This is a genomic window from Limoniibacter endophyticus, assembly GCF_014652835.1.
Classification (GTDB): domain Bacteria; phylum Pseudomonadota; class Alphaproteobacteria; order Rhizobiales; family Rhizobiaceae; genus Limoniibacter; species Limoniibacter endophyticus.
This window is the reverse complement of sequence record NZ_BMZO01000006.1, coordinates 159127-184983: the sequence shown is the minus strand read 5'-3', so window position 1 is coordinate 184983 and position 25857 is coordinate 159127. Positions and strand designations below refer to the sequence as shown.

Below are 25857 nucleotides of genomic sequence, written 5' to 3'. Positions count from 1 at the left end.
CGCCAATTTAGCCGCTTACAGATTTTTCCAAACCTACGAAAACTTCCCTCAATCTGAGCATTTGCCGTAACAGCGATACCAGAGTTCGAAAAAGCGTCAAGCGATTTATCCTTAACGTGCGTTAACCAATATGCCAACGCTGTCAACGCTTTAGACGGTTAAAGCTAAAGTGCGTACCTGCGCATAATGTGAAGCGGCGCTGCAGACGCGAACACACGGAAAACTCCCCGAAACGGACGAAATACCAGAGGTTACAGTGGTTTCGCGACCCGAACATCTGCGTTTATGAAAGGCCGGGCTCCGGTCAGAAGCAGCGCATCGGCTATCCCGCATTCACAATTTGACGCGGCAGAAGACCTGAAACATAAACGACAAGCGTCGCGCGATTACGAGCTGCGCAAGCAATTTTCAGGCGAACACAAGGTGCATCCACGACAATTTTTCCTAGACGATTCGGCTTGGGCGAGATCGGAAAAGACTCACAGGTAACACCGCTCGGCGGCTCCCTGGAAAGCATCAACTGCTATTTGCCTTGCCGCGCCACTCCATCAGGATGCGCTCCGGTGTGCGCGAAACCTCCAGCAGACCTTCGCGCAGATAGAACCGATAGGCGGGGTTGGTCGTCAGCACGCTGAGCTGCAGAGCAACGCCGGCTTCGGCAGCGCGAGCCTTCATGGTTTCGAGAACGAGCGCACCGATTCCGTTGCTCTGATATTCAGGCGAAATATACAGCTTCGCGATGAACAAGACGGAATCGCTCTTATATCGCGTCGCCACGCAGCCGCATTCGTCGGCGCGCCCTTCATCCGTCGCGACAATAATGAAGGTTCGCGACAAGTCGATGCTCGCCGGATCGACTTCTTTCCACACACCCCAGAGCGCCACGGCATAGTCATGCATGACTTGCTTTTCGAGTGCGACGAGAGCGGCACGATCCCCTTCGAGGGCTGGTCTCAGGCGGATTTCCTGCATTTACGCGAACCCTCCCGGTTCTCATGAATTTCGATAGCCACGCAACCAAAGCGATCCTCGTCCGTTTGCATTCACCGAACCTGAATCAACGGGGGTTGACGAGAGGGCTTTTAAGGTGGAAATGGCATCGCTACAACTGCACGCCGTGGCGCGCAAAACATCCGACAGACGGAACGACGATGACGCATAAGATCTTGGTGGTCGAGGATGAAATCTTCGTCGCTATGGAAATCGAATATGTGGTGTCTGAGCTCGGCTGCAATTCCATTGGCATAGCGACGGACGCTTCGTCTGCGGATGCATTGGCCGAAGGCGCACAGATTGCACTCGTCGATCTCAATCTTCGCGATGGTCCAACTGGTCCGGACATCGGGCGCAGACTTGCCGAAAACGGCGTTACCGTTCTCTTCATGACAGCGAACCCGGCACAGCTTGGCAATGGCGTCCCCGGCACTATCGGCGTGCTACCGAAGCCGGTTGGCGAACGCGAATTGCGAGAAGCGGTCGCTTACGCTGTTGCGTTCCACGACAATAAACCTGCAATGGCACCAGCCAGGCTTCAACTCTTTAACTAGACGCGCGATCCATACTGCGCAGGCGGTTGCTGCGTTCCAAGGAGCGTAGCGGTAGCCGGATGGTCGCGTGCAAGCCTTCCGGGGGCCATGTCTTGACGATCGAGCCTCCGAGCTGGCCCTCGACATTGAGGCGGATCATCCGCGAACCGAAACCATGCTCGAAATTCGGCGGCTCATGCAGAACCGGCCCGCCTGTTTCCGTCCATAATATTTCGTACATATCGCCATCTATCCTACTGCGTAGCCAGACATGCCCCGAAGGCTGGGACAAGGCCCCGTACTTGGAGGCATTCGTAGCAAGCTCATGAAGGAGTAGTGCCAATGGCGTTGCCGGCGAATCTCCCAGGACAAGGTTCTCGCCGGAGAGAGAAATGCGCCTTTGGCCATCTCCGCCGTAGAGAAACGGCTCCAGAACCTGCGAAACGAAAGCGAAGAATTCGCTTCGCGCATCCTCCGCGCCTGCCAGATCGCTGCGCGGACGCATGTGGTTATGCGCACGCCCCATGGCCTCTATGCGCTGGCGCAGATCGGCGGCAAAATCCCGCGATTCCGGATGAAACCGCGCGCTGATGCCGATCACGCCGCTCAGAACCGAGAATATATTCTTGATCCGATGCGACAATTCATGTGCCTCGATCTCACGTTCGGCAGCAATCTGACGTGCATCATGTATGTCGGTACAGGTCCCGTACCAGCGAACAGTATCCCCGCGCTCATCGAACGTGGGGAGGGCACGTCCCAGAACCCAGCGATAACCATCGGCCACATTCTTCAGGCGGTATTCGACCTGGTAGGGCTCAGCGGTGCTCAAGGAATGCGCCCAGCGACTGCGAACTTCCTCGACATCGTTCGGGTGCACATAGTTCAACCAGCCCATATTCTGAGCCGCGCCAGCTTGAACGCCGGTGAAAGCCGACCAGCGGGCATTGTAATAGTCGTGGTTTCCGTCTGGAGTTGCCGACCAGACGATCTGGGGCATCGCATTGGCGAGCGTTCGAAAGCCACTTTCCGAGCGCTGCAGCGCATCTGCCGCGGCCTTCTGATCGGAGATATCGACCGAGATACCCGGAATGCGAATGCATTTGCCATCTTCATCGAAAACGGCCCGTCCCTGCGCCAGCACCCATCGCTCCCGTCCGTCAGAACCGCGCACACGGTACTCACCGAGAAAAGAGGTGCCGGAGCGCATCGTTTCTTCGAGTCCAGATTGAACATGCGGGAGATCGTCGGGATGAATGGCGGGCAGATAGCGTTCGATCGGCGCGCCGGCCAAGCCTTCCTCAATACCTACATCATAGCTCTGAGAAAAATGCGCGTCGGAATAGACGCGGTTTTCGGCTACATGCCAATCCCACGCTCCAATGATGCCCGAAGCATCAAGCGCGAGTTCAAACTGCTCGCGGGTGCGCGACAAAGCCTGTTCTGCCTGAACGCGTTTAGTCGTTTCGGAGAGAATGGCCAGCACGCCAACAACCTGCGCTGCACGATCATAGACGGGACTGTAATCGAGATCGAGCCAGACCTCTTCATCAGGACCGTTGCGCTGAAAAATGAATGGCTGATCGGTGAGGGATATGCTTTCGCCGCGAAAAACGCGTTCGAGAATATCCCTGTTGAAGGCAGCAACTTCCGGCCAAGTGTCAAAAACAGATTGACCGAAGCAATCAGGGTGGCGGCCTCCGGCGATCGCTATATAGGCGTCATTATAAAGCATGATACCGTCACGCCCGGCCATCAGAGCCATTGGAAGCGACGATCCCATCATGATGCGCAAGGTAACGACGGCAGCATCGTCCCACTCGGAGATAGGCCCCAGGGACGTCTTGCTCCACTCGAACGCATCAATGAGCGGGAGTATCCGGCTTTCACGCAAAGCTGAATTCGGATTGTGCTTCAGATCTGGAAACAGTTCCGACAGCATATGCTCAACGCTCTCCAGACGCGACGTTCGCGTGCAAATCATACTCGGGCTTGTGTCTCTCCCGAGCCAACTTATGCAGGCATCCGACGCGGTTCAAGGCGTTCCCGGACGTTGGGCTGCGAATTACGGAAGCGAGTCCCGTGATGCCAATGCGCCATCACGGGACTACTCGTCCATGCAAGCATCAAGCCGCGTAACGTGATACGGCCAGATCGTCCGTCTCAATACCCGGATTACCACCACTGATCAGGTCAGCCAGAATGCTTGCTGATCCGCACGACATGGTCCAGCCTAGCGTGCCATGCCCGGTATTCAGATAAAGATTGTCGAGGCGAGTCTTGCCGATGACAGGAGTGCCGTCTGGCGTCATGGGGCGAAGGCCGCTCCAGAACTTGGCCTGGCTTTGGTCGCCGGCGCCTCCGAACAGATCTTCAACCGAAAGCGTCAGGGTTTCCTGACGCGCTTTTGGCAGAGTTTTTGAAAAGCCCGCTATTTCCGCCGTACCGCCAACACGGATGCGGTCGCCCAGACGCGTGATCGCAACCTTGTAATTTTCATCCATAACCGTGGAGACCGGCGCACGGCTCTCATCGATGATCGGCACGGTAATGGAATAGCCCTTTACCGGATAGACAGGCAGATTAATGCCCAGCGGCTTGAGGAATTTCGGCGTATAACTGCCCATGGCCGCGACGAAAATATCCGCTTCCAGATCGCCCGCAGTCGTCTCGACCGCAACGATGCAACTGCCCTGACGGCGGACATCCTTGATCGCTGTATTGTAAAGGAACTTGACGCCGCGCGCCGCGCAGAGCTTGGCAAGCTCGTTGGTGAAAATGAAACAATCGCCCGTTTCATCGTTGGGCAAACGCAAACCGCCGGCGATTTTATGCGCATTAGGCGTCAGCCCGGGCTCGGCATCTGTGCACCCCTTGCGATCCAGCACTTCGAATGGAACGCCGTAGCTCTCCAGAACCTTGAGGTCGCCGCCAATGCCATCAAGTTGCTTCTGCGTACGGAATACTTCGAGCGTACCGCGGGTGCGATGGTCATAGCGGATGCCGGTTTCTTCACGCAGCGCAGCAAGGGCCGCGCGGCTGTGTTCCGATATGCGGACCATCCGGCTCTTGTTGACAGCATATCGTGCTTCCGTGCAATTCGAAAGCATCCGCAGGAGCCAGCTCCAGGTCTCCATATCAAGCGTCGGACGAATCTTCAAAGGCGCATGCTTCTGGAAAATCCACTTAGCCGCCTTCACCGGCACACCGGGTGCCGCCCAAGGCGAGCAATAGCCGAAAGAGACCTCGCCTGCATTGGCAAAGCTGGTTTCCAGCGCTGGGCCAGGCTGGCGATCCACAACAGTAACCTCATGGCCCGCCTTGGAAAGATACCATGCGCTGGTGACGCCAACGACTCCTGCTCCGAGAATAGTGATTTTCATCAAGAGTGCCCCTTGTTTTTCTTTATGTTTCAGCCGGCGACCGGGCGATATACGCGTCGATAGCGGTCACCAAGGCTTGTGAGAATTTCGTAGGAAATCGTGCCCGCATCAGTTGCCAGTTGATCGATAGTCTGGCTTTCACCAACCAGTTCCAGCATCGAACCCAGCGACAATGTTCCCTCCGGCAAGGCGGTCACGTCGACACAGATTGAATCCATCGAGACACGACCAATAATCGGCAGGCGCACGCCGTTGTAATAAAACGCTCCGCGATTGCTCAACGAGCGCGGCAGCCCATCGGCATAGCCCGCGGCAACTGTCGCGACGCGGATATCCTGACTGGCGACGTAGGATGCGCCATAGCCCACGAAGCTGCCCGCAGCAACAGTACGAACCTGCACGACTGCGATGTCGAGCGATACGACCGGCCGCATGGGATTGGGCTTAACAATGGACGGTGCGCCGCCGTAAAGCGCAATGCCCGGACGCACAAGATCGCCGTGATACCTGGAGCCGAGAAAAACCCCGCCGGAATTTGCGAAACAGAAAGCCGTGCCAGGGAAATGGCCGCTCGCCTTCTTCATGCTGGCAAGCTGTTCGCCATTATGAACGGCATCCGGCTCATCAGCGCAGGCCAGATGGCTCATGATGAGATCGAGACGAATGCCCCCCAGCAGGCTTTTATCGGCACAGAGCCGGTCAAGTTCCTGAGGCGAGAGGCCAAGGCGCGACATGCCGGTATCGATCTGAAGCGCTGCGGGCAAGGTCTTGCCGGCGGCGCGCGCGGCAGCATCCCATGCAAAGACCTGTTCCAGCGAATTTAGCACCGGCGTAAAGCCACCTTGAACGCAGGCGAGTTCATTGCCGGGCTGCAAACCGTTCAGCACCAGAATGCGTGCGTCCGCGGGAAGATACTCCTTGAGCCGTAGAGCTTCAACGAAAAGCGCGACGAAGAAGTCGCGACAACCAGCCTTGTAAAGCGCAGGCGCCACGATCGACGCATCGAGACCATAAGCATTTGCCTTCACGACGGCCGCAGCTTTCGCCGGCGCTGCCGTGCGAGCAATAAGGCGATAATTATTCACCAGCGCGTCCAAGTCGATGGTCAACAGACCGCTTTGACCGCGCAGTTCGATCTCGTTCATCGACATGGCATCCATCACCTGCGTTCCCTTATAATTTAACGCGTATAGGATATTGCAAGAAATGAGCAAAATCCTGTCGATTTTTGCAATCATTCGGCGTTAGATACCGTTCTGTCGAAGAAAATCGGGATAAACGCACGAAATGAGCGCATTGGACAATATTGATCGGAACATATTGCGTCTTCTGCGTCTCGACGCCCGGACCAGCAATGCCAAATTGGCCGCAGAGGTTGGCCTTTCGCCTTCAGCGTGCCTTCGCCGGATTCAGGCGATGGAGCGCGACGGCGTGATCCGCGGCTACACGGTACTGCTGGGGAGTGCCAGTGGCGAGGATGCTATCTCCGTCCTTGTGCAGATCACCCTTGAGCGTCAAACCGAGGACTATCTCAACCGCCTGGAAGCAGCGGTACGCAAGCATCCAGAGATTAAGGAATGTTACCTGATGACTGGAAGCTCCGATTACTTCCTGCGCGTGGAGGTGGAGAAGGCTCAGGACTTCGAGCGCATCCATAAGGATATTCTGTCGAAACTACCCGGCGTGCAGCGCATCCATTCGAGTTTCTCGATCCGCAATGTCATGACTTCGCGGATGCGCGCCGATCATTCCAGATGAGGCGATGAAAAGCCGAGTGCCTTCAGGCCGCGCCTGACCTGCGGCGCCGACATGAAAAGCTCCCACAGCAGACCCGAGCGGAAATTCTCGATCATGCAAATGATGGGTCCCTGATCGACGGCAAGGCAGGTACGCGCCGCCCAACCGGTGTGCGGACAGAAGGAATCTACGAAACCATAAGGACCCCAGAGCCGCCCGCCTTGATAATATCTGTAGAAATGCAATGACTGCAGCACCTCCTCCGGCAAATAGGGCAGGGACGAGATAGCGGCGGAGGGCGCGATGATCCCCGTATCGTTCGTGGGGGAGGCTACAGCGTAGCCTGACGAGCTGTGGCATGCCGTCAGGCCCCAGCAGCCAGGACCGTAGGACGAGTAGCCTTGCGGATTGTCGCAGGCATAGGCGTAATGGATGCGCGCGTGCGTTACATTCTGGTCGTCATAGCGCGCATATTCGTCCTGCAGACCACGGGGATCGAGGCCACAGAAGGAGTAATATGCGAAGAAAAGCGGGCCGCCGAAATCGGGACCAAGCGGAAGCGTCTGGTCATAAAAGGTGCCGCCGTTTCGCATGCCCCCTGAACGGGCGAAGCCTTCGTGATAGGTACATCCTTCGATGGCGTGATCCTGTGCACCGGCGGCCAGCACATAAGTGAGAAGCGCTTCGTTCCAGCCCGATATGCGCTGATCAATTTTCCAGCCATGGCGGGGCGACCAGTGCCAATAAAGTGCCTCGTGTTCATCACGCGCGAACCATCGCCAGTTGACACCTGTCACAAGATCATCAATGCGGCGGCGAGCCGCTTCAGTGCCCGATCGATCAGCGAGATATTGCTGCATCGACAAGAGTCCTTGAAGCAGGAAAGTTGTCTCTACGAGATCGGCACCATCATCAATCCGCGTAAAACGAACGCAAGAACCATCCGTCCCATTGATGAAATGAGAAAAGGCCCCATGAAAACGCTGCGTCTTCTCAAGCGTTTCAAGCATACGGTCGAGCCGGTTCAGTGCCTCTCCGCCGTCGATGAAACCGCGCTCCATCGCAACGATCAGAGCCAGCAGACCAAAGCCAGCGCCCGTTATCGAGACAAGATCGTTCGGCGCGCGTCTACCGATGACCAGCCTGTCATAAGGCAGAGCGCTGACAGGATGCGCGCCCTGGAGGAAATAGGAGGAGGTTCTCTGCTGAATGACATCGAGTTGAGTATCCAGGTTCAATTGCAGATGCATTCTCGTTTTCACCCGAAGCAGGCAGGATACCTTTAGCGGCAGCAACGTAAGACATGTGCACGCAAGATCGTTCCATGCACTCTGCTACATGCTCCATCCAAAACGCAAGAACGCGCCGACATGCCTTCGTCAGCGCGTTCTTGATTGAAAATGCATCTGTCTGAGGATCAGAACTCGATCCATTCCGGATCATCGACCGGATCTATATCGAGATTGACGACAATCTCTTCCGGACCGCTGCGCACCAGCGCGCAATGCAGATCCTCTGTCTCGGAAGCGTTCAGTTCCTGATGGGGCATCCATGCGGGAACCTGCAGGAAATCGCCGGGGCCAGCCTTGGTGATATATTCCAGACGGTCACCCCAACGCATGATCGCGTGGCCGCTGACAATGTAGATGATGCTCTCGAGTTCGCCATGATGATGCGCGCCGGTGATTTCGCCAGGCTTGATATGATTGGTGCCAGCCCACAGCTTCGCAGAACCGGTGCGGCTGCCGCTGATGGCGACCTGGCGATTCATTCCCTTTGTATCCGGTGTTTCGCAGCTTCTGGCAGAATTGCGCACCACCTTGATGCCTTGCGTTTTCCAATCGACGGTCTGGGTAAGGCGGTCGAGCACTTTCATTCTCCTCAATGATGACATCTCTTATATTGCGGAAGACTATGGAGCAGAAGCCGTGGAGGTACGAGCGACGGAATTTTGCAAGAGAGCGCTTCAGGAGAAATGTTTTTTACACATGAAGGATTGAAAGCATCGCATTTCTTTCGCAAGGGAAAGAACGCAATAGGATAGGCCTCAACATTTTCTGCCTCGTAGGATCAAGCTCATGTCATCGCTCAAGCTCGTCGGACTAGCCGGAAGCTTCAACCGTCCGTCCAAGTCCAAAGCGCTGGTGGACACCATCGCCGCACGTGCCGCCGAGCGATATGGCTTTTCGCAAACGGTTTATGATCTCGGCGATCTTGGCCCGTCGCTCGGGCAGGCCAATTGGCCCTCGCAACTCGACGGGCAGGCGCAAGGCGTGATCGACGCCATTCTCGATGCCGATCTTCTGATCGTCGGAACGCCGACTTTCAAGGGAAGCTATCCGGGCATGTTTAAGCATTTGATCGACCTGATCGATCCCCTGGCTTTGCGCGGCAAGCCGGTCATCCTTGCTGCAACGGGGGGAGGAGAACGTCATGCGCTGGTTGTCGAGCACCAGTTGCGTCCGCTTCTGGCGTTCTTCCAGACCTTTACCCTGCCTACTGCAATCTATGCCGCCGATCGTGAATTTACCGACTACAAGGTGTCTGCCGAGCATATCGACCTGCGTATCGAGCAGGCCGTCCAAGAACTAGCGGCGATTTTTTCTCAGCGTGCAATCCCGCAGGCCATCGCAGCAGAGTAATTCCGGCTATTTCTTCGCTGGACTTGAGAATCCGCATCAGACGATGCGGATTTTTTTGTTTTCTGGCGCAGAGGTGTTTTATACATTTCCCTTTCGGTTTGAAATTTTCTTTTCAACACTCGCCTCAAATAGAAAATTTACTTTCTCTGCAAAGCCCGCTTTCATCCCTAACCTTTCTCTCAGCGTCATCCGGCACGCCGGACACAACTGGGATGGGAGCAACATCGATGGCTGCGAAGCGACAACTCAAACTTGGTTTCATGCTGCATGGCAATGGCACCGGCTGGGGTGACTGGCGTCATCCCGACGCCGTACCGAATGCCAGCACCAACTTTCCCTATTATAAAAGACAGGCCCACATCGCCGAAGCGGCAAAATTCGATTTTCTCTTCGTCGCCGACAGTGTTTTCATCACAGCTAAATCGAGCCCGCATTATCTCAATCGTTTCGAGCCGCTGACGATCTTGTCCGCGCTGGCAGCTGTGACGGACCATATCGGTCTGGTCGGCACGCTGACCTCGACCTATAGTGAACCCTTCAACGTCGCGCGCCAGTTCGCATCGCTTGACCATATCAGTGGCGGGCGCGCGGGCTGGAACGTCGTAACGTCCTGGCTCGAGGGGAGTGCCGAAAACTATTCCAAAGACCAGCACCTGGCGCATGATACACGTTATCGCCTCGCCTCCGAACATCTCGATGTCGTCCAGGGTCTATGGGATTCCTGGGAGGACGACGCGCTCGTGCATGACAAGGAAAGCGGCGTCTTCTTCGACGAGAGCAAGCTGCATCGCCTCGATCACAAAGGCGAGTTCTTCAATGTAAGAGGACCGCTCAACATCGCACGCTCGCCCCAAGGCCAGCCGGTGATCTTCCAGGCCGGTGCTTCCGAGGATGGGAAGAACTTCGCCGCCGCCCGCTCCGACGCCATTTTTGCGCATATCGACACGCTGGAAGCCGCACAGAAATATTATGCTGACGTGAAGCGTCGCGCGGCAGGCTTCGGTCGCGACGCTGACACCGTTTTTGTGCTGCCAAGCGCGCGTCCCGTCGTCGGTTCCACCAAGGAGGAAGCCGAGCGCAAATATCAGGAATTCATTGCGCTGACGTCAGTCGAGAACGCGCTGTCGCTGCTTGGTCGCCCATTCAACGATTATGATTTCAGCCAGCACGACCTCGATGCGCCCTTCCCGGATGTGCGGGAGCATGGCGCAAACAGCAATCAGAGCCAGTCCGACTACGTGATCAGGCTGGCGCACTCGGAAAACCTAACACTGCGCGAAACAGCGCTCCGCTTCGCCACGCCGCGCACGGATTTCATCGGAACGCCGGAAGAAGTCGCGGACGCGTTTCAGCGCTGGTTCGAAGAACGGGGAAGCGACGGGTTCGTCATCAATAATTCCCTGCCGAACGAACTCGACGTGCTCGCATCCGAAGTCATTCCGATCCTGCAGAAGCGAGGCATCTATCGTTCCGAATACGAGGGCGAGACCTTCCGGGAACATCTAGGTATCCCCAAGCCAATCAATCGCTACACCGCAAAGACCCTTGCGCAAGCGGCGGAATGATTTTCGCCCCAATCGAAAGAAACCGCTATGACCACAACCTACTCACGCCGCAGTTTCGCCGTTCTCCTCGCCAGTCTCACGACTACCCTGGTCCTGTGCGCCTCCGCACCCTCTCATGCGCAACAGGATATTTCCAAGGTTACGCTTCGCATTGGTGACCAGACCGGCCTGATGCGCGCCAAGCTGGAGGCCGCTGGCCTTCTCGAGGGTGTACCCTATACTATCGAGTGGTCGGTCTATCCCGCCGCCGTCAATCTTCATGAGGCCTTGAAGGCAGGCGCGGTCGACATTGGCTACGCAGCGGACTCACCAACAGTGAGCGCCATTGCCGGCGGTTCGAAGATCAAGGTCGTCGCCGCCTATGGCAATGGCGGCAAAGGCACATCCGTACTCGTGCCCGAAGACAGCGATATAAAGACGATCGCCGACCTGAAGGGCAAGACGATCTCGCCAACGACGCGCGGCAGCGTCGCTCATTATCTGACGCTCGGCGTGCTGAAGAAGGCGGGCATCGACCAGAAGGACGTGAAACTCGCATTTCTCTCGCCGACCGATGCCAGCGCCGCCTTCCAGGCCGGCAGCATCGACGCCTGGACCACCTGGGGCGTGTTTACCGCCCGAACCGTCGGCGTCCTGAGGGCCAAAGTCCTGATCGATGGCGAAGGCATCAACACCGGTCATGGCGTGATCAGCGCGACTGATGAGGCACTGAGGGATCCGGGCAAGGTTGCTGCGATTGCCGATTACGCCGATCGCTACGCGCGTGGCCATCAATGGTCAAAGGATAATAAGCAGGCCTATATCGACTTCTTTTCCGCTTTCAGCAGGCAGGACAAGACCTTGATTGAAACCGTCTATCCGGAGGAAGCGGCCTATAGACGCCTGCCGCTCGACAATGTTCTGGCTGCTTCGCTGCAAAACGTTTTCGAAACCTGGAAGGAAGCAGGCGTGCTCTCAGGAGACTTGAAGCTTGTCGACTTTGTTTACCGCGATCTCCCAACTGAACAACTCCAGAACTGAGGGACGAGATCATGAACACGATCGCCACGTTTGCTCCGGGAGTAACAGAGAAGAGCCGCGATCTCCGCGGCTCCGATCTGATCCCGGTACCGGAGAAAATACGCCATCAAGCGCCTAAACTGGAGAAAATCCAGCCTGTCTCCGAGCAGAAAAAAGGCGTGCCGCGCTGGCTGCGTCGAGCCAGCGGGCCAGTGCTGCTTGTGCTTTTCTGGCACATGATGTCCGTGACCGGTATTTTGCCGCGGGAAGTATTGGCTGGACCGACCAGCGTGATATCCAGCGCGGCGACGCTGATCGAAACCGGCGAATTGCAGCAGGCGATTATAGTTTCGCTCGGCCGCGCCGTGGGTGGCCTTGCGATTGGCGGGACCATCGGCGTCGTGCTAGCCCTTGTCGCCGGTCTTTTCCGGCTCGGTGAAGATATAGTCGATGCGCCGATGCAAATGCTGCGCACCGTGCCTAACGTTGCCCTCATCCCGCTGCTGATCATCTGGTTTGGCATTGGAGAAGCGCCGAAGATCGCGCTCATCGCACTGGCAACGGCCTTCCCCATCTATCTCAACCTCTACGCGGGCATTCGCAATGTCGATCCGGCGCTGATCGAAGCGGGGCGAACGCTCGGCCTTGCGCGTCTCTCAATGGTCAAGGACATCGTTTTGCCCGGAGCATTGCCAAACGCGCTTGTCGGCCTGCGCTACGCGCTCGGCATCTCATGGCTTGCACTCGTTTTTGGCGAACAAATCAACGCAACAGCGGGTGTCGGCTATCTGATGGCTACCGCACGCGAATTCTTTCAGACCGACGTTATCGTCGTGTGCCTGGTCGTCTACGCGCTGCTTGGCCTCGGTGTGGATTTCATCGTTCGTACACTTGAAAGGGTATTTCTGGCATGGCGTCCGTCCTTCAACGGAGCATAGGCTCCGAACATCTTCCCATTCACACGCTGCGTCAACAAAGCGCCGTGCGGGTGAGGGGGCTGTCGCGCCGCTTCGGCCAGCGCATGGTCCTGAAAGAACTCGACCTGGACATCGCGCCGGGGGAATTCGTCGCACTTCTCGGAGCAAGCGGCTGCGGCAAGAGCACGTTGCTACGCATCCTTGCCAATCTCGATCGCGAGATTTCCGGCGAAGTGTCGGTACCTCTCCAGCGCGCCGTGGCTTTCCAGGCACCGCGTCTGCTGCCCTGGAAGAGGGTCTGGCGCAATGTGGTGCTGGGTCTCGCCGGGAATCCCAACAAGAAGCGCGCCTTGGAAGCCCTGCGGGAAGTGGGCATCGAGCATCGTGCCGATCAATGGCCGAAGGTACTTTCCGGCGGCGAGGCCCAACGAGTCTCGCTGGCCCGAGCCCTGGTGCGCGAACCGGACCTGCTTCTGCTCGATGAACCCTTTGCGGCACTCGATGCGTTGACCCGCATGAAGGCGCAGCAGCTCGTCGGCGAATTGTGGGACCGGCATGGCTGTGCGGTTCTACTCGTCACCCATGACGTGGAAGAGGCCGTATTGCTGTCGGATCGAGTGCTTGTCATGCGTGACGGCGTCATCGCCCACGAAGAACGCGTTGCTCTTGATCGCCCCCGCGATGTGGCCGACCCTGAATTTGCAGCATTGCGCGGCAGGTTGCTCTCGTGGCTAGGAGTAGGCCACGGCCACGCATAAGCCTGCATGAAATACCTATCCTGCGGCAGTTTTGCACCGTTGCCGCGGGATTCAACACGAGACGAGACAGAAAAAGCTTGAATCCCTAGCGTGTTTCTCGCATGCGATCCTTCTAAGGCTGTCGCTCGACGCAATTGGGACGGCTGCCTTTTTTCTTGTCGGGAAGAGGAACCCGACTCCTTGGGATGAGAGCAATGTCACCGACCACCGCAACACCACATGCCCCACCGCGCAAGCTGACGCGTCAGGATTTCAGAACTCTGGGCCTTTCCGCGCTGGGTGGCGCGCTTGAATTCTATGATTTTATCATCTTCGTGTTCTTCGCGGCGGTCATAAGCCAGCTCTTTTTCCCGCCGGAAATGCCGGAATGGCTGCGCCAGATCCAGACCTTCGGCATCTTCGCGGCAGGCTATCTCGTTCGCCCGGTCGGCGGCATCATTCTTGCTCATTTCGGCGACAAGTACGGTCGCAAACGGGTTTTCGCCTTCTCGATCCTGCTCATGTCGATCTCCACGCTCGGCATGGCGCTGATGCCTACCTATGCCAGCATCGGCGTTGCGGCACCGATCATCCTGATCGTGCTGCGTATGCTGCAGGGCGCTGCGATCGGCGGAGAAGTTCCGGCGGCCTGGACATTCGTGGCCGAGCACGTGCCTTCGCGTCACGTAGGCTTTTCCGGCGGCTTCCTCTGTTCCGGTCTCACGCTGGGCATCCTGCTGGGCTCGCTCATCGCAACCGCGGTCAATGCGATCTTCCCGCAGGCAGAGGTGCTTGAATGGGCCTGGCGCATCCCGTTCCTGCTCGGCGGCGTCTTCGGCTTGATGGCCGTCTATCTGCGCCGCTGGCTGCAGGAAACGCCAGTCTTTATCGAAATGAGCAAGTCTCGCGCGGGTTTTCAGGAGCTGCCGCTCAAGACGGTGCTGCGCGATCATGGCCGCGGTGTGGTGGTTTCCATGCTGATGACCTGGATCCTTTCAGGCGCCATCGTCGTGACCACCCTGATGACCGCCACCTTCCTGCAGAAGATCTATGGCTACACGCCTCTCATGTCGCTTGCCGCAACAAGTGTCGGCACGCTCTTCCTGATCTTCGGCTGCAACTTTGCCGGATGGCTCATCGATCGCATCGGCGGTGGTCGTTTCTTCGTCGTCACTGGCGTGATCTTCGCGGTCACGACCTTCGCCTTCTATAGTTATGCTGGTGTCTCATCCACAGTCATGTTCGTGCTTTATGCAATTATGGGCTTTTCCGTGGGCATGGTCGGCGGCGTGCCGTATGTCATGGTCCGCGCCTTCCCGGCTCCGGTGCGTTTCAGCGGCATGTCGTTTGCTTATAACGTCGCTTACGCGGTCGCAGGAGGCCTGACTCCGGTCGGCGTCGTGACCGCGCTCGGCTGGTCGCCAATGGCTCCAGCCTATTACCTGCTTTTTATCGCCGCACTCGCCGTTGCGATGGGCGTCTACTTCCTTGTTGAAGGCAACGCCGCCGAAAATCCGGCTGGCATTGAAGAAGCTGCGCGCGCCTGAGCGTCGACCATATCGTCAGTGGAGGCGGATACGGGTTCGTATCCGCCTTTTTCATGCGCAGACAATCATCAGCTTGTTCATCATAGATGCATATTTGTTGCGGGGCATCGCGTCGATACGAATGCGATTTGTTGACAGTCGTTCGAAAAACGACTGTTAAATAACGCGCCTGAATGGTCCCGCCATCCATAGATCATTCGGATCGTCTGAAAGGAAAGCTTTGTCTTGCGCGATAATTTGATCACTCCCATCGTTCTGGCCGGTGGCAAGGGCACGCGATTGTGGCCAATGTCACGCTCGCAACGCCCCAAGCAGTTCCTCGCGCTGACCGGTGATCTGAGTCTCTATCAACAAACGCTCAAGCGCCTTGCGGAGGATGACCGCTACGCCAGACCGATCGTCATCACCAATTCCGAGTATCGCTTCATCGTTGCCGAACAGGCATTTGAGTGCGGCATCGAGCTGGGCGAGGTTCTGCTTGAACCGGTCGCGCGTAACACCGCACCCGCGATTACAGCTGCCGTTCTCGTCGCAGGGAAAGACGAACCCCGGCTCGTCCATATCGTTGCCTCCGACCACGATATAGATGCCGACGGAAACTATCTTAACGCCATCGATACGGCGCGGGCGGCTGCGCAAGCCGGACGCCTCGTGACCTTCGGCATCACGCCGCGTGAGCCAGCTACGGGCTTTGGCTATATCGAAGGAGGCGAGAAAGAACCTAGCGGCGCGCTCGCCATCAGGCGCTTCGTCGAAAAGCCGGAGGAGGAAGCCGCTCGCGCGATGATCGCGACGGGAAATTTCTATTGGAATTCCGGCATGTTCCTGTTCGCAACTAATGTGTTTCTCAAGGAGTGCGAGAAGCTCGCCCCGGAGGTTTTCGCAGCAGCGCAGGCATCGATCGAAAAGGCCGTGCATGATCTCGACTTCGTGCGTCTTGATCCGGACGAATTTGCGAAGGCCACCAATATATCCATCGACTATGCCATCTTCGAGAAAACCGACCTTGCATCCGTTGTGCCTTCGCCGATCCGCTGGTCGGATCTTGGCTCCTGGGATGCTGTTTGGAAAGCGGGCGGAGCAGACGCACAAGGCAATATTGCGCGCGGTCCCGTCAGCCTGCACGGCACGAGCAATTCCCTCGTAATATCGGAGGGCGTACATGTAGCGGTCGGCGCCATCAACGATGTTACCGTAGTCGCTTCCGAAGACGCCATCTATGTGGGCAAGCTTTCAGAGGCACAGAATGTCGGCACGATCGTCAAGACGCTGCTCGAGGACGCGAAGACTGCCAGACTGGCGGAAGAGCATCGCACGGTTTATCGCCCCTGGGGCGGCTATAGCCAGCTTCAGAAGGGCGACCGTTTTCAGGTCAAACGCATCTTCGTCAAGCCGGGTAAGAAGCTGTCCCTACAGAAGCATCATCATCGTTCAGAGCATTGGGTCGTTGTGCGCGGAACAGCCGACGTCACGATAGACGACAAGACCGTCACGATCACCGAGAACCAGTCGGTCTACATCCCGCAAGGGTCAGTTCATCGCATGGCGAACCCGGGCAAGATCCAGCTCGAGGTGATCGAGGTGCAAACCGGTTCCTACCTGGGGGAAGACGATATTGTGCGCATCGAGGACGACTTCGGACGCACATAATATCCGTTTAACGCGATGCGACTGCCTGCGGCCCTGGAATGAGGCCCAATACCAAACCGGCTTTGCGCGCTTTGAGCTTTTCGAGATGCACCGACATGCTATCGTTCTCTTCGAAGAGGGAGGGAAATTGCATGAAAATCAAGGCAGCCTTGTTGCGCGAAATGGGCGCAGCCCAGCCTTATGCTCAAAGCAAGCCACTGGAGATAGCAGAACTGAACCTCGACGAGCCGGGTCGAGACGAGGTTCTGGTCCGCATTAGAGCAGCCGGTCTTTGCCACTCCGACCTTTCCGTCATCAATGGTAACCGCCCGCGTCCGATGCCCATGGCAATCGGCCATGAGGCGGCGGGCGAGGTGGTGGCGCTGGGCGAGGGTGTCGACGACCTTGAAATCGGCGATCATGTTGTCCTGGCCTTCGTCCCGAGTTGCGGCCATTGCCTGCCCTGTTCGGAGGGCAGACCAGCGCTGTGTGAACCTGGCGCTGCCGCCAACGGCAAGGGCACGTTGCTTTCCGGTGAAGTCAGGCTGCATGAACACGACCATTCGGTGCATCACCATCTAGGCTGCTCGGCCTTTGCCGATCATGCCGTCGTTTCACGGCGTTCTCTCGTCAAGATCGCCAGGGAACTGCCGTTCAACGAGGCCGCCTTGTTCGGTTGTGCCGTGCTGACGGGTGTTGGCGCGGTAGTGAACACGGCGAGGGTACAGGCCGGACAGACCGTCATTATCATCGGGCTTGGCGGTGTGGGTCTAGCGGCCCTACTTGGCGCAATTTCAACCGGAGCATCGCAAGTTATCGCCGTCGATCTTTCAGAGGAAAAACTGGAGATCGCGCGCGGCCTGGGTGCCACTGCCACGGTGAATGCCGGTGATGCCGACGCGGTTGAAACGGTACGCACGCTGACCGGGGGCGGTGCCGATTTCGCCTTTGAATTCGCCGGATCGGCCAAGGCGCTTGAAAGCGCCTATAAGATGACACGCCGTGGCGGCACGACAGTGACGGCAGGTCTGCCCGCGCCAACGGCAGCGCTACCCGTTAATATTGTCAGCCTCGTTGCTGAAGAAAGGACGTTGAAGGGCAGTTATATAGGTACATGCGTACCGGTGCGGGACATCCCGCGCTACGTCGCGCTCTTCAAGGCCGGACGCCTGCCGGTGGACAAGCTGCTGAGCGGCACGATACGGCTTGAGGAAATCAATGAAGGCTTTGACCGCCTGCATAGAGGCGAAGTCATCCGGCTAGTGGTCGAATTCTAGCCTTTTACGCCACCGGTCGTCAGTCCGGACACGACGCGTTCCTGAAAGAGCACGATCAAAATGGCGACCGGTACGATACCGACGACGAGCGCGGCCGAAATAACCGGCCAGGGAAAGGAAAACTCGCCCTGATAAAGCTGGATGCCGACCGGCAGCGTTCGCAGTGCCGGTGAAGAGTTGAATGAGAGCGCCAGCAGGAACTCGTCCCAGGCGTTTACAAAAGCCAGGATCGCCGCAGTGAAAACGCCGGGTGCCGACAGCGGTACGACGATGCGAAGAAGGGCACCCATCCGGGTGCAGCCGTCGATCATCGCGGCGTTTTCCAGATCGCGCGGAATACCTTCGAAAAAGGAGACGAGGATCAGCGTACAGACTGGTAAGGACAGGACGGAATAGGGCAGCACCAGCGCCGTCCATGAATTGAGCAGCGACAAAGCGCGCATCGTTTCAAACAGCGGAACGAGAAGTGTAACCAGCGGGAAGGTCGATACTGCAATGATCGAGGACAGAATCAGTCCGCGAAAACGCAGATCGAGCCGGGCAATAGCGTAGGCCGCAAGAACCGATACGAAGATCGTCAAGAGGGTGGAAAGAAACGCTACCATGAAACTGTTGAATAAAAACAAATGTAAAGGCTGGTCTGTGAAAGCAATCTGGTAATTGGCGAGCGTGGGCGTATGAGGGAGCCAGGTAATCGGCGTCTGCGTCAGTTCGGCATCGGTCTTCAACGAGGTGAAGAGTATCCAGAGGGCTGGGAAAAGCCCGTTGACGAGCAGGATCGCAGCCACGATGAGGCGCAATGGGCGACCGGAGAACAGGCTGGATTGCGCAGCCATCTATCGCTCCTTCGCTTGAATGAGCCGAAGATAGATAATGGTGACTAGCATCGAGAGGAGAAACATGATGACCGCAAGGGCCGAGCCATAGCCAATGTCGAGGAATGACACTGTGTTCTGATGGATATACATGGCAAGCGTCTGCGTGGAATTGCCGGGGCCGCCCGCCGTCATCGTGTAGGGGATGTCGAAGGTCTGGAGCGCGGTAATGGTCCGGAAGATGAGCGCCACGACGATGGCAGGCCGCAGCAGGGGCAGAGTGATTTCGAAGAACTGTCGTAATTTGCCAGCACCGTCGACCTCTGCTGCCTCATAGAGCGAACGCGGAATGGTCTGCAGGCCTGCAAGCAGAATCAGCGCAATGAAAGACGAAGTCTTCCAGATGATCGTCAGGCAGATTGCGGTCATCGCCCAGCCCGGCGAATTGAACCAGATGACCGTACCGAAGCCGAGGCGACGCAACACGTCGTTTACGATGCCATATTCCGAATGAAAGAACCATGCAAAGATAAGACCTGCAAAAGCGAGCGGCAGTGCCCAGGGAATGAGCAGAGACAGGCGCACCGGCCATTTGCGCTTGAATGGAAGATTGGCCATGAGTGCCATTGCAAGGCCGACGACCAACGCACCCGGCACGGTAAGCAGGGTAATCAGCACCGTATTCCAGAGCGTCGACCAGAAGGTCGGATCATCGAGCATCAGTGTGAAATTCTCGAGGCCGACGAATTCCGCAGGCACGCCAGAAGTAAGCGAATGGTTATAAAGACTGGACTGGAACAGCCGTAAAACCGGATAGACGATGATCAGCGCGACCAGAATGCTCAATGGCGCGAGCAGCATGACCGCCAGAACCCGATCGCCCGGATCTGCCCACCAGGAGGATTTTATACGTCTTGGCTCTGGCACGGTCATGCGGAACTTAACGCAACACGCGCGTCAGCCGCGCCTTGATTTCGGCCACCGCGTCTTCCGGGGTGGTGACACCGGTGAGGACGGCGTTGAAGGTGGTGCGCAACACGTCGCTGACTTCCGAATAGCGCGCCGTGACAGGTCGGGGACGAGCAGTTTCGACAACTTCCTTGGCATCGGCAAACCAGGGAGCAGCGGCCAGCACTTCCGCATCATCGAAAACCTGAGGGAAGGCAGGCATGAGCGCGCCATGAACCGCCATATGCTTCGCGACCTCCGGGCTGGAAAGATATTTGACGAGCGACTGCGCTTCTTCCGGATGTTCCGAGAAGGCCGAAACGCCCCATTCCCAGCCGCCCAGGCAGGTGGTGGATTCGCCACCTTCCATAGCGGGCAGTCGTGCAACTCCGACTTTGTCTTTTACAGCCGACTGGTCGGACTGCGCCTGTGCCCAGGCGTAGGACCAGTTGACGGCAAACACTGCCTGACCCGCCTGGAATTCGCGACGTGTATCGTCCGTTGCGACCTCGGATATGTTGGCTTTGGACGTGCCGTCTTCGGCAAAGCTCTTCCAAAGCTTCATGGAAGCAAGGGCCGCCGGTTCGTCCAGCGTCAGCTTGCCGTTCTCGACAAGGTTCTTGCCCTGGCTCCAATAAGGCAGCAGGAAGGTACAGACGGCTCCCTCGATAGCCTTGCCCTGGAAGGACAGGCCCTGCAGGCCTTCAGTGCCCTCCGCCTCGAGGATCTTCTTTGTCGAGGCACGCAGCTCTTCCCAGGTCTTAGGTACCTCCACACCATGCTTCTCGAGCAGATCCTTGCGATAATACAGGAACATGGCATCCGAAAAGGCTGGCAGCGCAACCACTTCGCCATCGACGGTATTAGCCTCGGCATAGGCCGGAAGATAGACGGACATATCGACGCCGTCGACAGGAGCAGTCCAGTCCGCCGCGGCAAACTGCGCCGGGCGAACAATGTCCAGGATCATCACGTCCAGAGCGGTATCTTCAGCCGACATGACCGTGTTCAAATATTGGCTCTGCGCCTCGGATGTATTGCCACCCGTTTCGATCGTAACGGTGATCTCCGGATTTTCTTCCTCGAACTTGTTGAGGACCTGACGCCAGACATCTGGCTGATGCTGGGCTGAGATGAATATACGCAGATCTGTTTCGGCAAAGGCGAAGTTTGGCGAAACAATCGCACTTGAAACGAGCAGTGCAGACAGAAGAAATTTTTTCATGGGTGCCTCCCGTTTGATCAGCGCAAAGCGCGCTCTGTTCCGGCGTCGAAAAGACGGATGTTTTCTGGTTTGATCGTCATCGTTAGTGGCTGGCCAATCTGCGGCCGCTCCTTTGCTTCGAACCTGGCAACGATCGTTATTTTCCCCATATCAAGATGAACAAGTGTGTCGGCTCCCAGCGGTTCCACGATCTGGACCGTGCCCGCAAGGTCAATACCGTCTCCCGTCCCGCTGCGAATATGTTCCGGGCGCAGACCCATGATGATTTCGTCCCCCGTTGCTTTACCGATGCCTGCAACATTCGTAAGATCGCAAACCATGCGATCGGCAAGGCGCGCGACGGAGCTTTCCAGCCGGGCCGTCAAAAAGTTCATCGAGGGCGCGCCGATGAAGCGCCCCACAAACGTACTCGCCGGTTCCTGATAAATCTCATCCGGCGTGCCGATCTGCTCGATCATACCGTCGCGCAGGATTACGATACGGTCCGCCAGCGTCATTGCCTCGACCTGATCATGCGTCACGTAGATCGTCGTTGTCTTAAGCGTCTGATGCAGCTTCTTGATCTCGGTGCGCACCTGGCCACGCAGTTGCGCATCGAGGTTCGACAAGGGTTCATCGAACAGAAAAACCTGCGGGCGGCGGACGATGGCGCGTCCCATGGCGACACGCTGGCGCTGACCGCCTGAAAGCTGCGCCGGGCGACGATCGAGCAAATGGGAAATACCCAACATGCCGGCGACTTCGTCAATTCGTCGAATCGCTTCATCCCGCGGCACACCACGTACCTTGAGTCCGAAACCGAGATTATCGCGAACGGATTTATGCGGATAAAGCGCATAATCCTGAAAGACCATGGCAATGTCGCGATCCCGCGGACGCAGATTATTGACCAGCTCGTCTCCTATACGGATTTCGCCGGACGTTATGTCTTCAAGACCGGCAAGGAGACGCAGCGTCGTGGACTTTCCGCAGCCGGAGGGACCGATGAGAACGAGAAACTCGCCATCCGTGATATCGAGATCGATGCCCTTGAGAATATGCGCAGCGCCGTAGTTCTTGCTCAAGCCACGAAAACTGACTGCTGCCACGCATACCCCTCCAATTCAACCGAGATCGATCGACTGCCATAACGCAAAGCTAATGCCACAGTTTCCTCGCGGCAAGCATTCCTTCGCAAACGCACGATTCGGGAAGATGACGCAACCTCGATAAAGTGGAGTGCACACGCATCTTGCCTCACATCTCGCATCAGTTCGAAATGGAAGCGACAGGAAAGCCCAATCCGCTCCGGATGCTGGTTTTGTAGAATCCGACGCTCAATCATTGGCGAAGCGTGTGGAACAATGTTGCGCTTGGCCTAAACCCGATCGGGCCACTGCTCGCTCTGGAAGAGCTTGGGATTTCTTCGCGATGGTAGTGATTTTTGCGTTGCAGTACGCCGGTTAACGCGCAAACAATCATCCCATGAGCCGCAACCCCCTTCACATACTGATCATCGACGAGAACCGGATCCGCGCGGCGATCATCGAGGAGGGTTTGCGCGAGGCCGGGCATGGCGAAGTGACCGTCATCCACGACATAACTGGCATAGCGCTGCGCATCGCCGAGATAGAACCGGACGTGATCGTCATTGACCTGGAAAACCCCAATCGCGACATGCTCGAAAGCATGTTTCAGCTTAGCCGCGCGGTAAAGCGGCCGATCGCCATGTTCGTCGATCGTTCAGACAGCGCCTCCATCGAAGCAGCCGTAGACGCCGGCGTATCGGCCTATGTCATCGACGGGCTGCACAAGCATCGCGTGAAGCCGATCCTTGATATGGCAATCAGTCGCTTCAATGCGTTTTCGCGCATGGCGCGCGAGTTGGAAGAGGCCCGGACGGAACTGGAGAGCCGCAGGCTCGTGGAGCGGGCAAAGGGCATATTGATGAAATCCCGTGGCCTTTCGGAAGCTGACGCATATGCGCTTCTGCGTAAAACCGCGATGAACCAGAACCGCAAGATCGCAGAGATCGCACAAAGCCTGGTCACTGCCGCCGGCCTGCTCGATCCGGAGGAAAAATCATGAGCCTGGACCATCGCGTCAGTGTCGGCTTCCTGCCATTGCTCGACAGCGCCATCCTCGTCGCGGCGCGCGAGAAGGGTTTTGCAGAAGCTGAAAGCCTCGATCTTGTCCTCGTGCGGGAAAATTCCTGGGCCAGTATCCGCGACCGTCTGGCCGTGGGTCACTTCGCTGCTGCCCATATGCTCGGTCCCATGCCCATCGCATTTAATCTGGGTCTCGCGCCGCTTGCGGCCCACACCATCGCACCGATGGCGCTCGGTCTCGGGGGCAACGCCGTGACGGTTTCACGAAATCTTTGGACCGCCATGGAGGATAATGGAGCATCGTCCCGCTTCGACCCGGCATCAGCTGGCAAAGCCCTTCGCGAGGTAATTGCTGCGAAAGCCGCCAAAAGCCGACCGCGTTTCGCCGTCGTTCATCCCCATTCGGGCCATAATTACGAATTGCGCTATTGGCTTTCCGCATCCGGGATCGACCCCGAGCGGGATGTCGAGATCGTGGTCGTCCCGCCGCCACTCATGCAGGATGCTTTGGCTGGTGGCCGGATCGAAGGTTATTGCGTCGGCGAACCGTATAATTCGGCCGCCGCCCTCGCGGGAATTGGACGCATTATCACTCTTAAATCGTTGGTCTGGCGTTCAAGCCCGGAAAAAGTGCTCGGCGTGGCGGCCAATTGGGCTGACGCCAATCCCGAGGCACTCGGACGACTGCTGCGTGCGCTCTATCGAGCAGCGGAATGGTGCGGCACAGCTGCCAATCATGGCGAGCTTGCGGAGATTCTGGCGCGGCCTGGCTATATTGGCTGTCCTGCGGAGTGGCTCCTGCCTGCATTGTCGGGGAACATTCCCACGGGTGATGGACAAGTGGTTGCCGTTGACGATTTCTTCGTCCCGCACAAGAAGGCAGCGACCTTCCCCTGGAAAAGCCATGCGCTCTGGTTTTATAGCCAAATGGTGCGTTGGGGCCAGATCGAGGCCAATACCACAAACGAGGCCGTGGCGCGAGAAAGCTATCGGCCCGATCTCTATAGAACTGCGCTCGGGCCAATCGGCGTTGCCTTGCCGGGTGCGAACGCCAAGGTCGAAGGTGCTCTGACGAGGGCGACCCCGGTTGGATCGGCGGGCGCAAGCCTCGTTCTCGGACCAGACGGGTTCTTCGATGGCAAGATCTTCGATCCGGACCGGGTCGGAGAATATATAGGCAAGTGAAGGATAATTACCTCCGGCGAATATTTATGCAACGCACAAATATTATGCAGCGCCTTGCACATTACTCGATCATGCATCGCATAGCCCCCACCCGGCCGGAAATCTTAACCCCTTGAATTTCAATATGGAATATTTCCTCTTCAAATTGGCACGCCTTTTGCTTTTATGATTATAGGCCCATAGTCGGGCCAACGTTTTTGCGTCCAATGGAGGGCGCTTCCAGGCAAAGCCGCCGCTCAGGTTCTCGTGATCCGGATATCCGGATGCGTGCGCCTGATCGGCGGCTTTTTTTGTTTCAAGCCAGCGCCCACGGCTGCAGATGGAGCCAGAAATGACCGAACTTACCAAATCAGAGAACCCGCTCGGCCGCTCCGCGACGAGAGCGTTATCGATGTCGACGATCGCCTTCACGGTGTGCTTCGCCGTATGGACGATTTTCTCGATCATCGGCATTCGTATCAAGGAAGAACTCGTCCTCACCGAGACGCAGTTCGGGCTCCTAGTGGGAATGCCAATACTGACGGGTTCCCTCGTCCGGATGCTTCTGGGCATATGGACGGACCGTCTGGGCGGGCGGCTCGTCTACACAGGCACGATGCTTGCAGCGGCGCTGGCAACGTGCCTTCTCGCCTTCGCAACAACTTATCTCCAAATGCTGATCGCAGCTCTTGGAATCGGACTTGCAGGCGGCTCATTTGCCGTCGGGGTCGCTTATGTATCTCGCTTTTATCCTCCCTCCCGCCAAGGCACGGCGCTCGGCATCTTCGGTGTCGGCAATGTCGGCGCAGCCATCACCAAATTTATTGCTCCCTTCGTACTCATTGCCTGGGGTTGGCAGAGCGTCGCGCTCGTTTGGGCGGCAGCGCTTGCCTTGATGGCGGTCGCTTTCTGGCTAACGACGGAGGATGACCCGGTGATCCGCCATCGTCGTGAGACCGGAGCCGGGCAGACGCGCAGCTTCCTCGCGGAGTTCAGGCCACTGAAGGACGTTCGTGTATGGCGCTTCTCCCTTTATTACTTCTTCGCCTTCGGTGCCTTCGTCGCACTGGCCTTATGGCTGCCGCGCTATCTGATCGGCGTCTATGAATTTGATCTCGCAACCGCCGGCATGGTTGGTGCGGCTTATTCAATACCTGCCTCGATCTTCCGGGCTTATGGCGGGATATTGTCAGACCGTATCGGTGCGCGCACGGTCCTCTACTGGACTTTTGCCGTAGCCACCATCTGCTGCGCGATCCTGTCCGTGCCCTCCGGTGACTATACAATGCGCGGCATTGAGGGACCGATTGCCTTCCACATCTCCGTGGGACCAATGGCTTTCATCGCTGTTTCCTTCATTCTCGGCTTCTTCATGAGCCTGGGGAAGGCTGCTGTCTACAAGCATATCCCAGCCTACTACCCGGAGAATATAGGCGCGGTGGGCGGCCTCGTTGGCATGATTGGCGGTCTCGGCGGGTTCGTCCTGCCGATCATCTTCGGCGCCCTCAACGATCTCACCGGCATCTGGTCGAGTTGCTTCATGCTTCTGTTTGTTCTGACGGCAGCCTGCCTCGGATGGATGCATATCGCCATTCGGCGCATGGAGCGAAAAACACACGAGCCCGCACTTGCCGCCGCACCGGCCGCAGAATGACGTTC

At 57.4% G+C, this 25857-nt stretch carries 23 protein-coding genes; 13 read left to right on the top strand and 10 right to left on the bottom strand.

From position 1 onward, the window contains the following. Positions 1-516: 516 nt before the first annotated feature. On the bottom strand, positions 517-972 hold the full coding sequence (locus tag IE151_RS10345) for a GNAT family N-acetyltransferase (RefSeq protein WP_189489933.1): 456 nt from the start codon (positions 970-972) through the stop codon (positions 517-519). Positions 973-1151: 179 nt separating this feature from the next. On the opposite strand from IE151_RS10345, the gene IE151_RS10340 reads away from it, so the two are divergent. Next, on the top strand, positions 1152-1547 hold the full coding sequence (locus IE151_RS10340) for a response regulator (protein ID WP_189489932.1): 396 nt from the start codon (positions 1152-1154) through the stop codon (positions 1545-1547). Here IE151_RS10340 and IE151_RS10335 read toward each other — a convergent pair. From IE151_RS10335 to alr, 3 genes are all read right to left on the bottom strand, one after another. Beyond that, positions 1540-3468, bottom strand: a complete 1929-nt coding sequence (locus IE151_RS10335) for a PAS domain-containing sensor histidine kinase (protein WP_189489931.1) — start codon at positions 3466-3468, stop codon at positions 1540-1542. The genes IE151_RS10340 and IE151_RS10335 overlap by 8 nt on opposite strands. Before the next feature lie 184 nt (positions 3469-3652). Continuing rightward, positions 3653-4909 (bottom strand): D-amino acid dehydrogenase, encoded by a 1257-nt coding sequence (locus IE151_RS10330; RefSeq protein ID WP_189489930.1) that lies wholly within the window; start codon positions 4907-4909, stop codon positions 3653-3655. Between the two features lie 29 nt (positions 4910-4938). Further along, positions 4939-6069: an alanine racemase gene (alr, locus tag IE151_RS10325; protein WP_244636699.1), complete on the bottom strand. Its 1131-nt coding sequence runs from the start codon at positions 6067-6069 to the stop codon at positions 4939-4941. 127 nt (positions 6070-6196) lie between these two features. On the opposite strand from alr, the gene IE151_RS10320 reads away from it, so the two are divergent. Next, positions 6197-6667 (top strand): Lrp/AsnC family transcriptional regulator, encoded by a 471-nt coding sequence (locus tag IE151_RS10320; protein ID WP_189489929.1) that lies wholly within the window; start codon positions 6197-6199, stop codon positions 6665-6667. Here the strand turns inward: IE151_RS10320 and IE151_RS10315 are convergent. Beyond that, positions 6655-7896, bottom strand: coding sequence for a glucoamylase family protein (locus IE151_RS10315; RefSeq protein WP_189489928.1), 1242 nt, complete (start codon positions 7894-7896; stop codon positions 6655-6657). The genes IE151_RS10320 and IE151_RS10315 overlap by 13 nt on opposite strands. A 167-nt stretch (positions 7897-8063) precedes the next feature. Further along, on the bottom strand, positions 8064-8516 hold the full coding sequence (locus IE151_RS10310) for a cupin domain-containing protein (RefSeq protein ID WP_244636698.1): 453 nt from the start codon (positions 8514-8516) through the stop codon (positions 8064-8066). Positions 8517-8724: 208 nt separating this feature from the next. Between IE151_RS10310 and msuE the strand changes: the two genes are divergently transcribed. The 8 genes from msuE (at position 8725) to IE151_RS10270 (ending at position 17959) form a co-directional block, all read left to right on the top strand. Next, positions 8725-9288 (top strand): FMN reductase, encoded by a 564-nt coding sequence (msuE, locus tag IE151_RS10305; protein ID WP_189489926.1) that lies wholly within the window; start codon positions 8725-8727, stop codon positions 9286-9288. 227 nt (positions 9289-9515) lie between these two features. Next, positions 9516-10853: an LLM class flavin-dependent oxidoreductase gene (locus IE151_RS10300; RefSeq protein WP_189489925.1), complete on the top strand. Its 1338-nt coding sequence runs from the start codon at positions 9516-9518 to the stop codon at positions 10851-10853. A gap of 27 nt (positions 10854-10880) precedes the next feature. After that, positions 10881-11873 carry an ABC transporter substrate-binding protein gene (locus IE151_RS10295; RefSeq protein WP_189489924.1) on the top strand — a complete coding sequence of 331 codons (993 nt, stop codon included), beginning with the start codon at positions 10881-10883 and terminating at the stop codon, positions 11871-11873. An 11-nt stretch (positions 11874-11884) separates the two neighbouring features. After that, positions 11885-12790, top strand: coding sequence for an ABC transporter permease subunit (locus IE151_RS10290; RefSeq protein WP_189489923.1), 906 nt, complete (start codon positions 11885-11887; stop codon positions 12788-12790). Next, on the top strand, positions 12763-13527 hold the full coding sequence (locus IE151_RS10285; protein ID WP_189489922.1) for an ABC transporter ATP-binding protein: 765 nt from the start codon (positions 12763-12765) through the stop codon (positions 13525-13527). The genes IE151_RS10290 and IE151_RS10285 overlap by 28 nt, the downstream gene beginning before the upstream one ends. Positions 13528-13721: 194 nt before the next feature. Then, positions 13722-15053 carry an MFS transporter gene (locus IE151_RS10280; RefSeq protein ID WP_189489921.1) on the top strand — a complete coding sequence of 444 codons (1332 nt, stop codon included), beginning with the start codon at positions 13722-13724 and terminating at the stop codon, positions 15051-15053. Positions 15054-15278: 225 nt separating this feature from the next. Further along, on the top strand, positions 15279-16703 hold the full coding sequence (locus IE151_RS10275) for a mannose-1-phosphate guanylyltransferase/mannose-6-phosphate isomerase (RefSeq protein ID WP_189489920.1): 1425 nt from the start codon (positions 15279-15281) through the stop codon (positions 16701-16703). Positions 16704-16834: 131 nt separating this feature from the next. After that, positions 16835-17959: a zinc-dependent alcohol dehydrogenase family protein gene (locus IE151_RS10270; RefSeq protein WP_189489919.1), complete on the top strand. Its 1125-nt coding sequence runs from the start codon at positions 16835-16837 to the stop codon at positions 17957-17959. Here the strand turns inward: IE151_RS10270 and IE151_RS10265 are convergent. Genes IE151_RS10265 through IE151_RS10250 form a run of 4 tightly spaced genes read right to left on the bottom strand, consistent with a single transcriptional unit; the run spans position 17956 to position 22035 of the window. Further along, entirely contained in the window at positions 17956-18795 is an 840-nt protein-coding gene (locus tag IE151_RS10265) for a carbohydrate ABC transporter permease (RefSeq protein ID WP_189489918.1), read from the bottom strand. The two genes, IE151_RS10270 and IE151_RS10265, sit on opposite strands and share 4 nt — an antisense overlap. Beyond that, positions 18796-19707, bottom strand: a complete 912-nt coding sequence (locus IE151_RS10260) for a carbohydrate ABC transporter permease (protein WP_189489917.1) — start codon at positions 19705-19707, stop codon at positions 18796-18798. 7 nt (positions 19708-19714) lie between these two features. After that, positions 19715-20947 carry an ABC transporter substrate-binding protein gene (locus IE151_RS10255; RefSeq protein ID WP_189489916.1) on the bottom strand — a complete coding sequence of 411 codons (1233 nt, stop codon included), beginning with the start codon at positions 20945-20947 and terminating at the stop codon, positions 19715-19717. Positions 20948-20964: 17 nt separating this feature from the next. Then, the gene (locus IE151_RS10250) at positions 20965-22035 is read right to left on the bottom strand and encodes an ABC transporter ATP-binding protein (RefSeq protein WP_189489915.1); all 1071 of its coding nucleotides are present in this window, start codon (positions 22033-22035) and stop codon (positions 20965-20967) included. Between the two features lie 376 nt (positions 22036-22411). On the opposite strand from IE151_RS10250, the gene IE151_RS10245 reads away from it, so the two are divergent. The 3 genes from IE151_RS10245 to IE151_RS10235 all read left to right on the top strand — a co-directional run bounded on the left by IE151_RS10245 (position 22412) and on the right by IE151_RS10235 (position 25852). Then, the gene (locus IE151_RS10245) at positions 22412-23014 is read left to right on the top strand and encodes an ANTAR domain-containing response regulator (protein ID WP_189489914.1); all 603 of its coding nucleotides are present in this window, start codon (positions 22412-22414) and stop codon (positions 23012-23014) included. Next, a complete protein-coding gene (locus IE151_RS10240) occupies positions 23011-24219 on the top strand; it encodes a CmpA/NrtA family ABC transporter substrate-binding protein (protein WP_189489913.1) in 1209 nt (402 codons plus the stop codon). The genes IE151_RS10245 and IE151_RS10240 overlap by 4 nt, the downstream gene beginning before the upstream one ends. A gap of 331 nt (positions 24220-24550) precedes the next feature. Continuing rightward, positions 24551-25852, top strand: a complete 1302-nt coding sequence (locus IE151_RS10235; protein WP_189489912.1) for an MFS transporter — start codon at positions 24551-24553, stop codon at positions 25850-25852. The last annotated feature ends 5 nt before the right edge of the window (positions 25853-25857 follow it).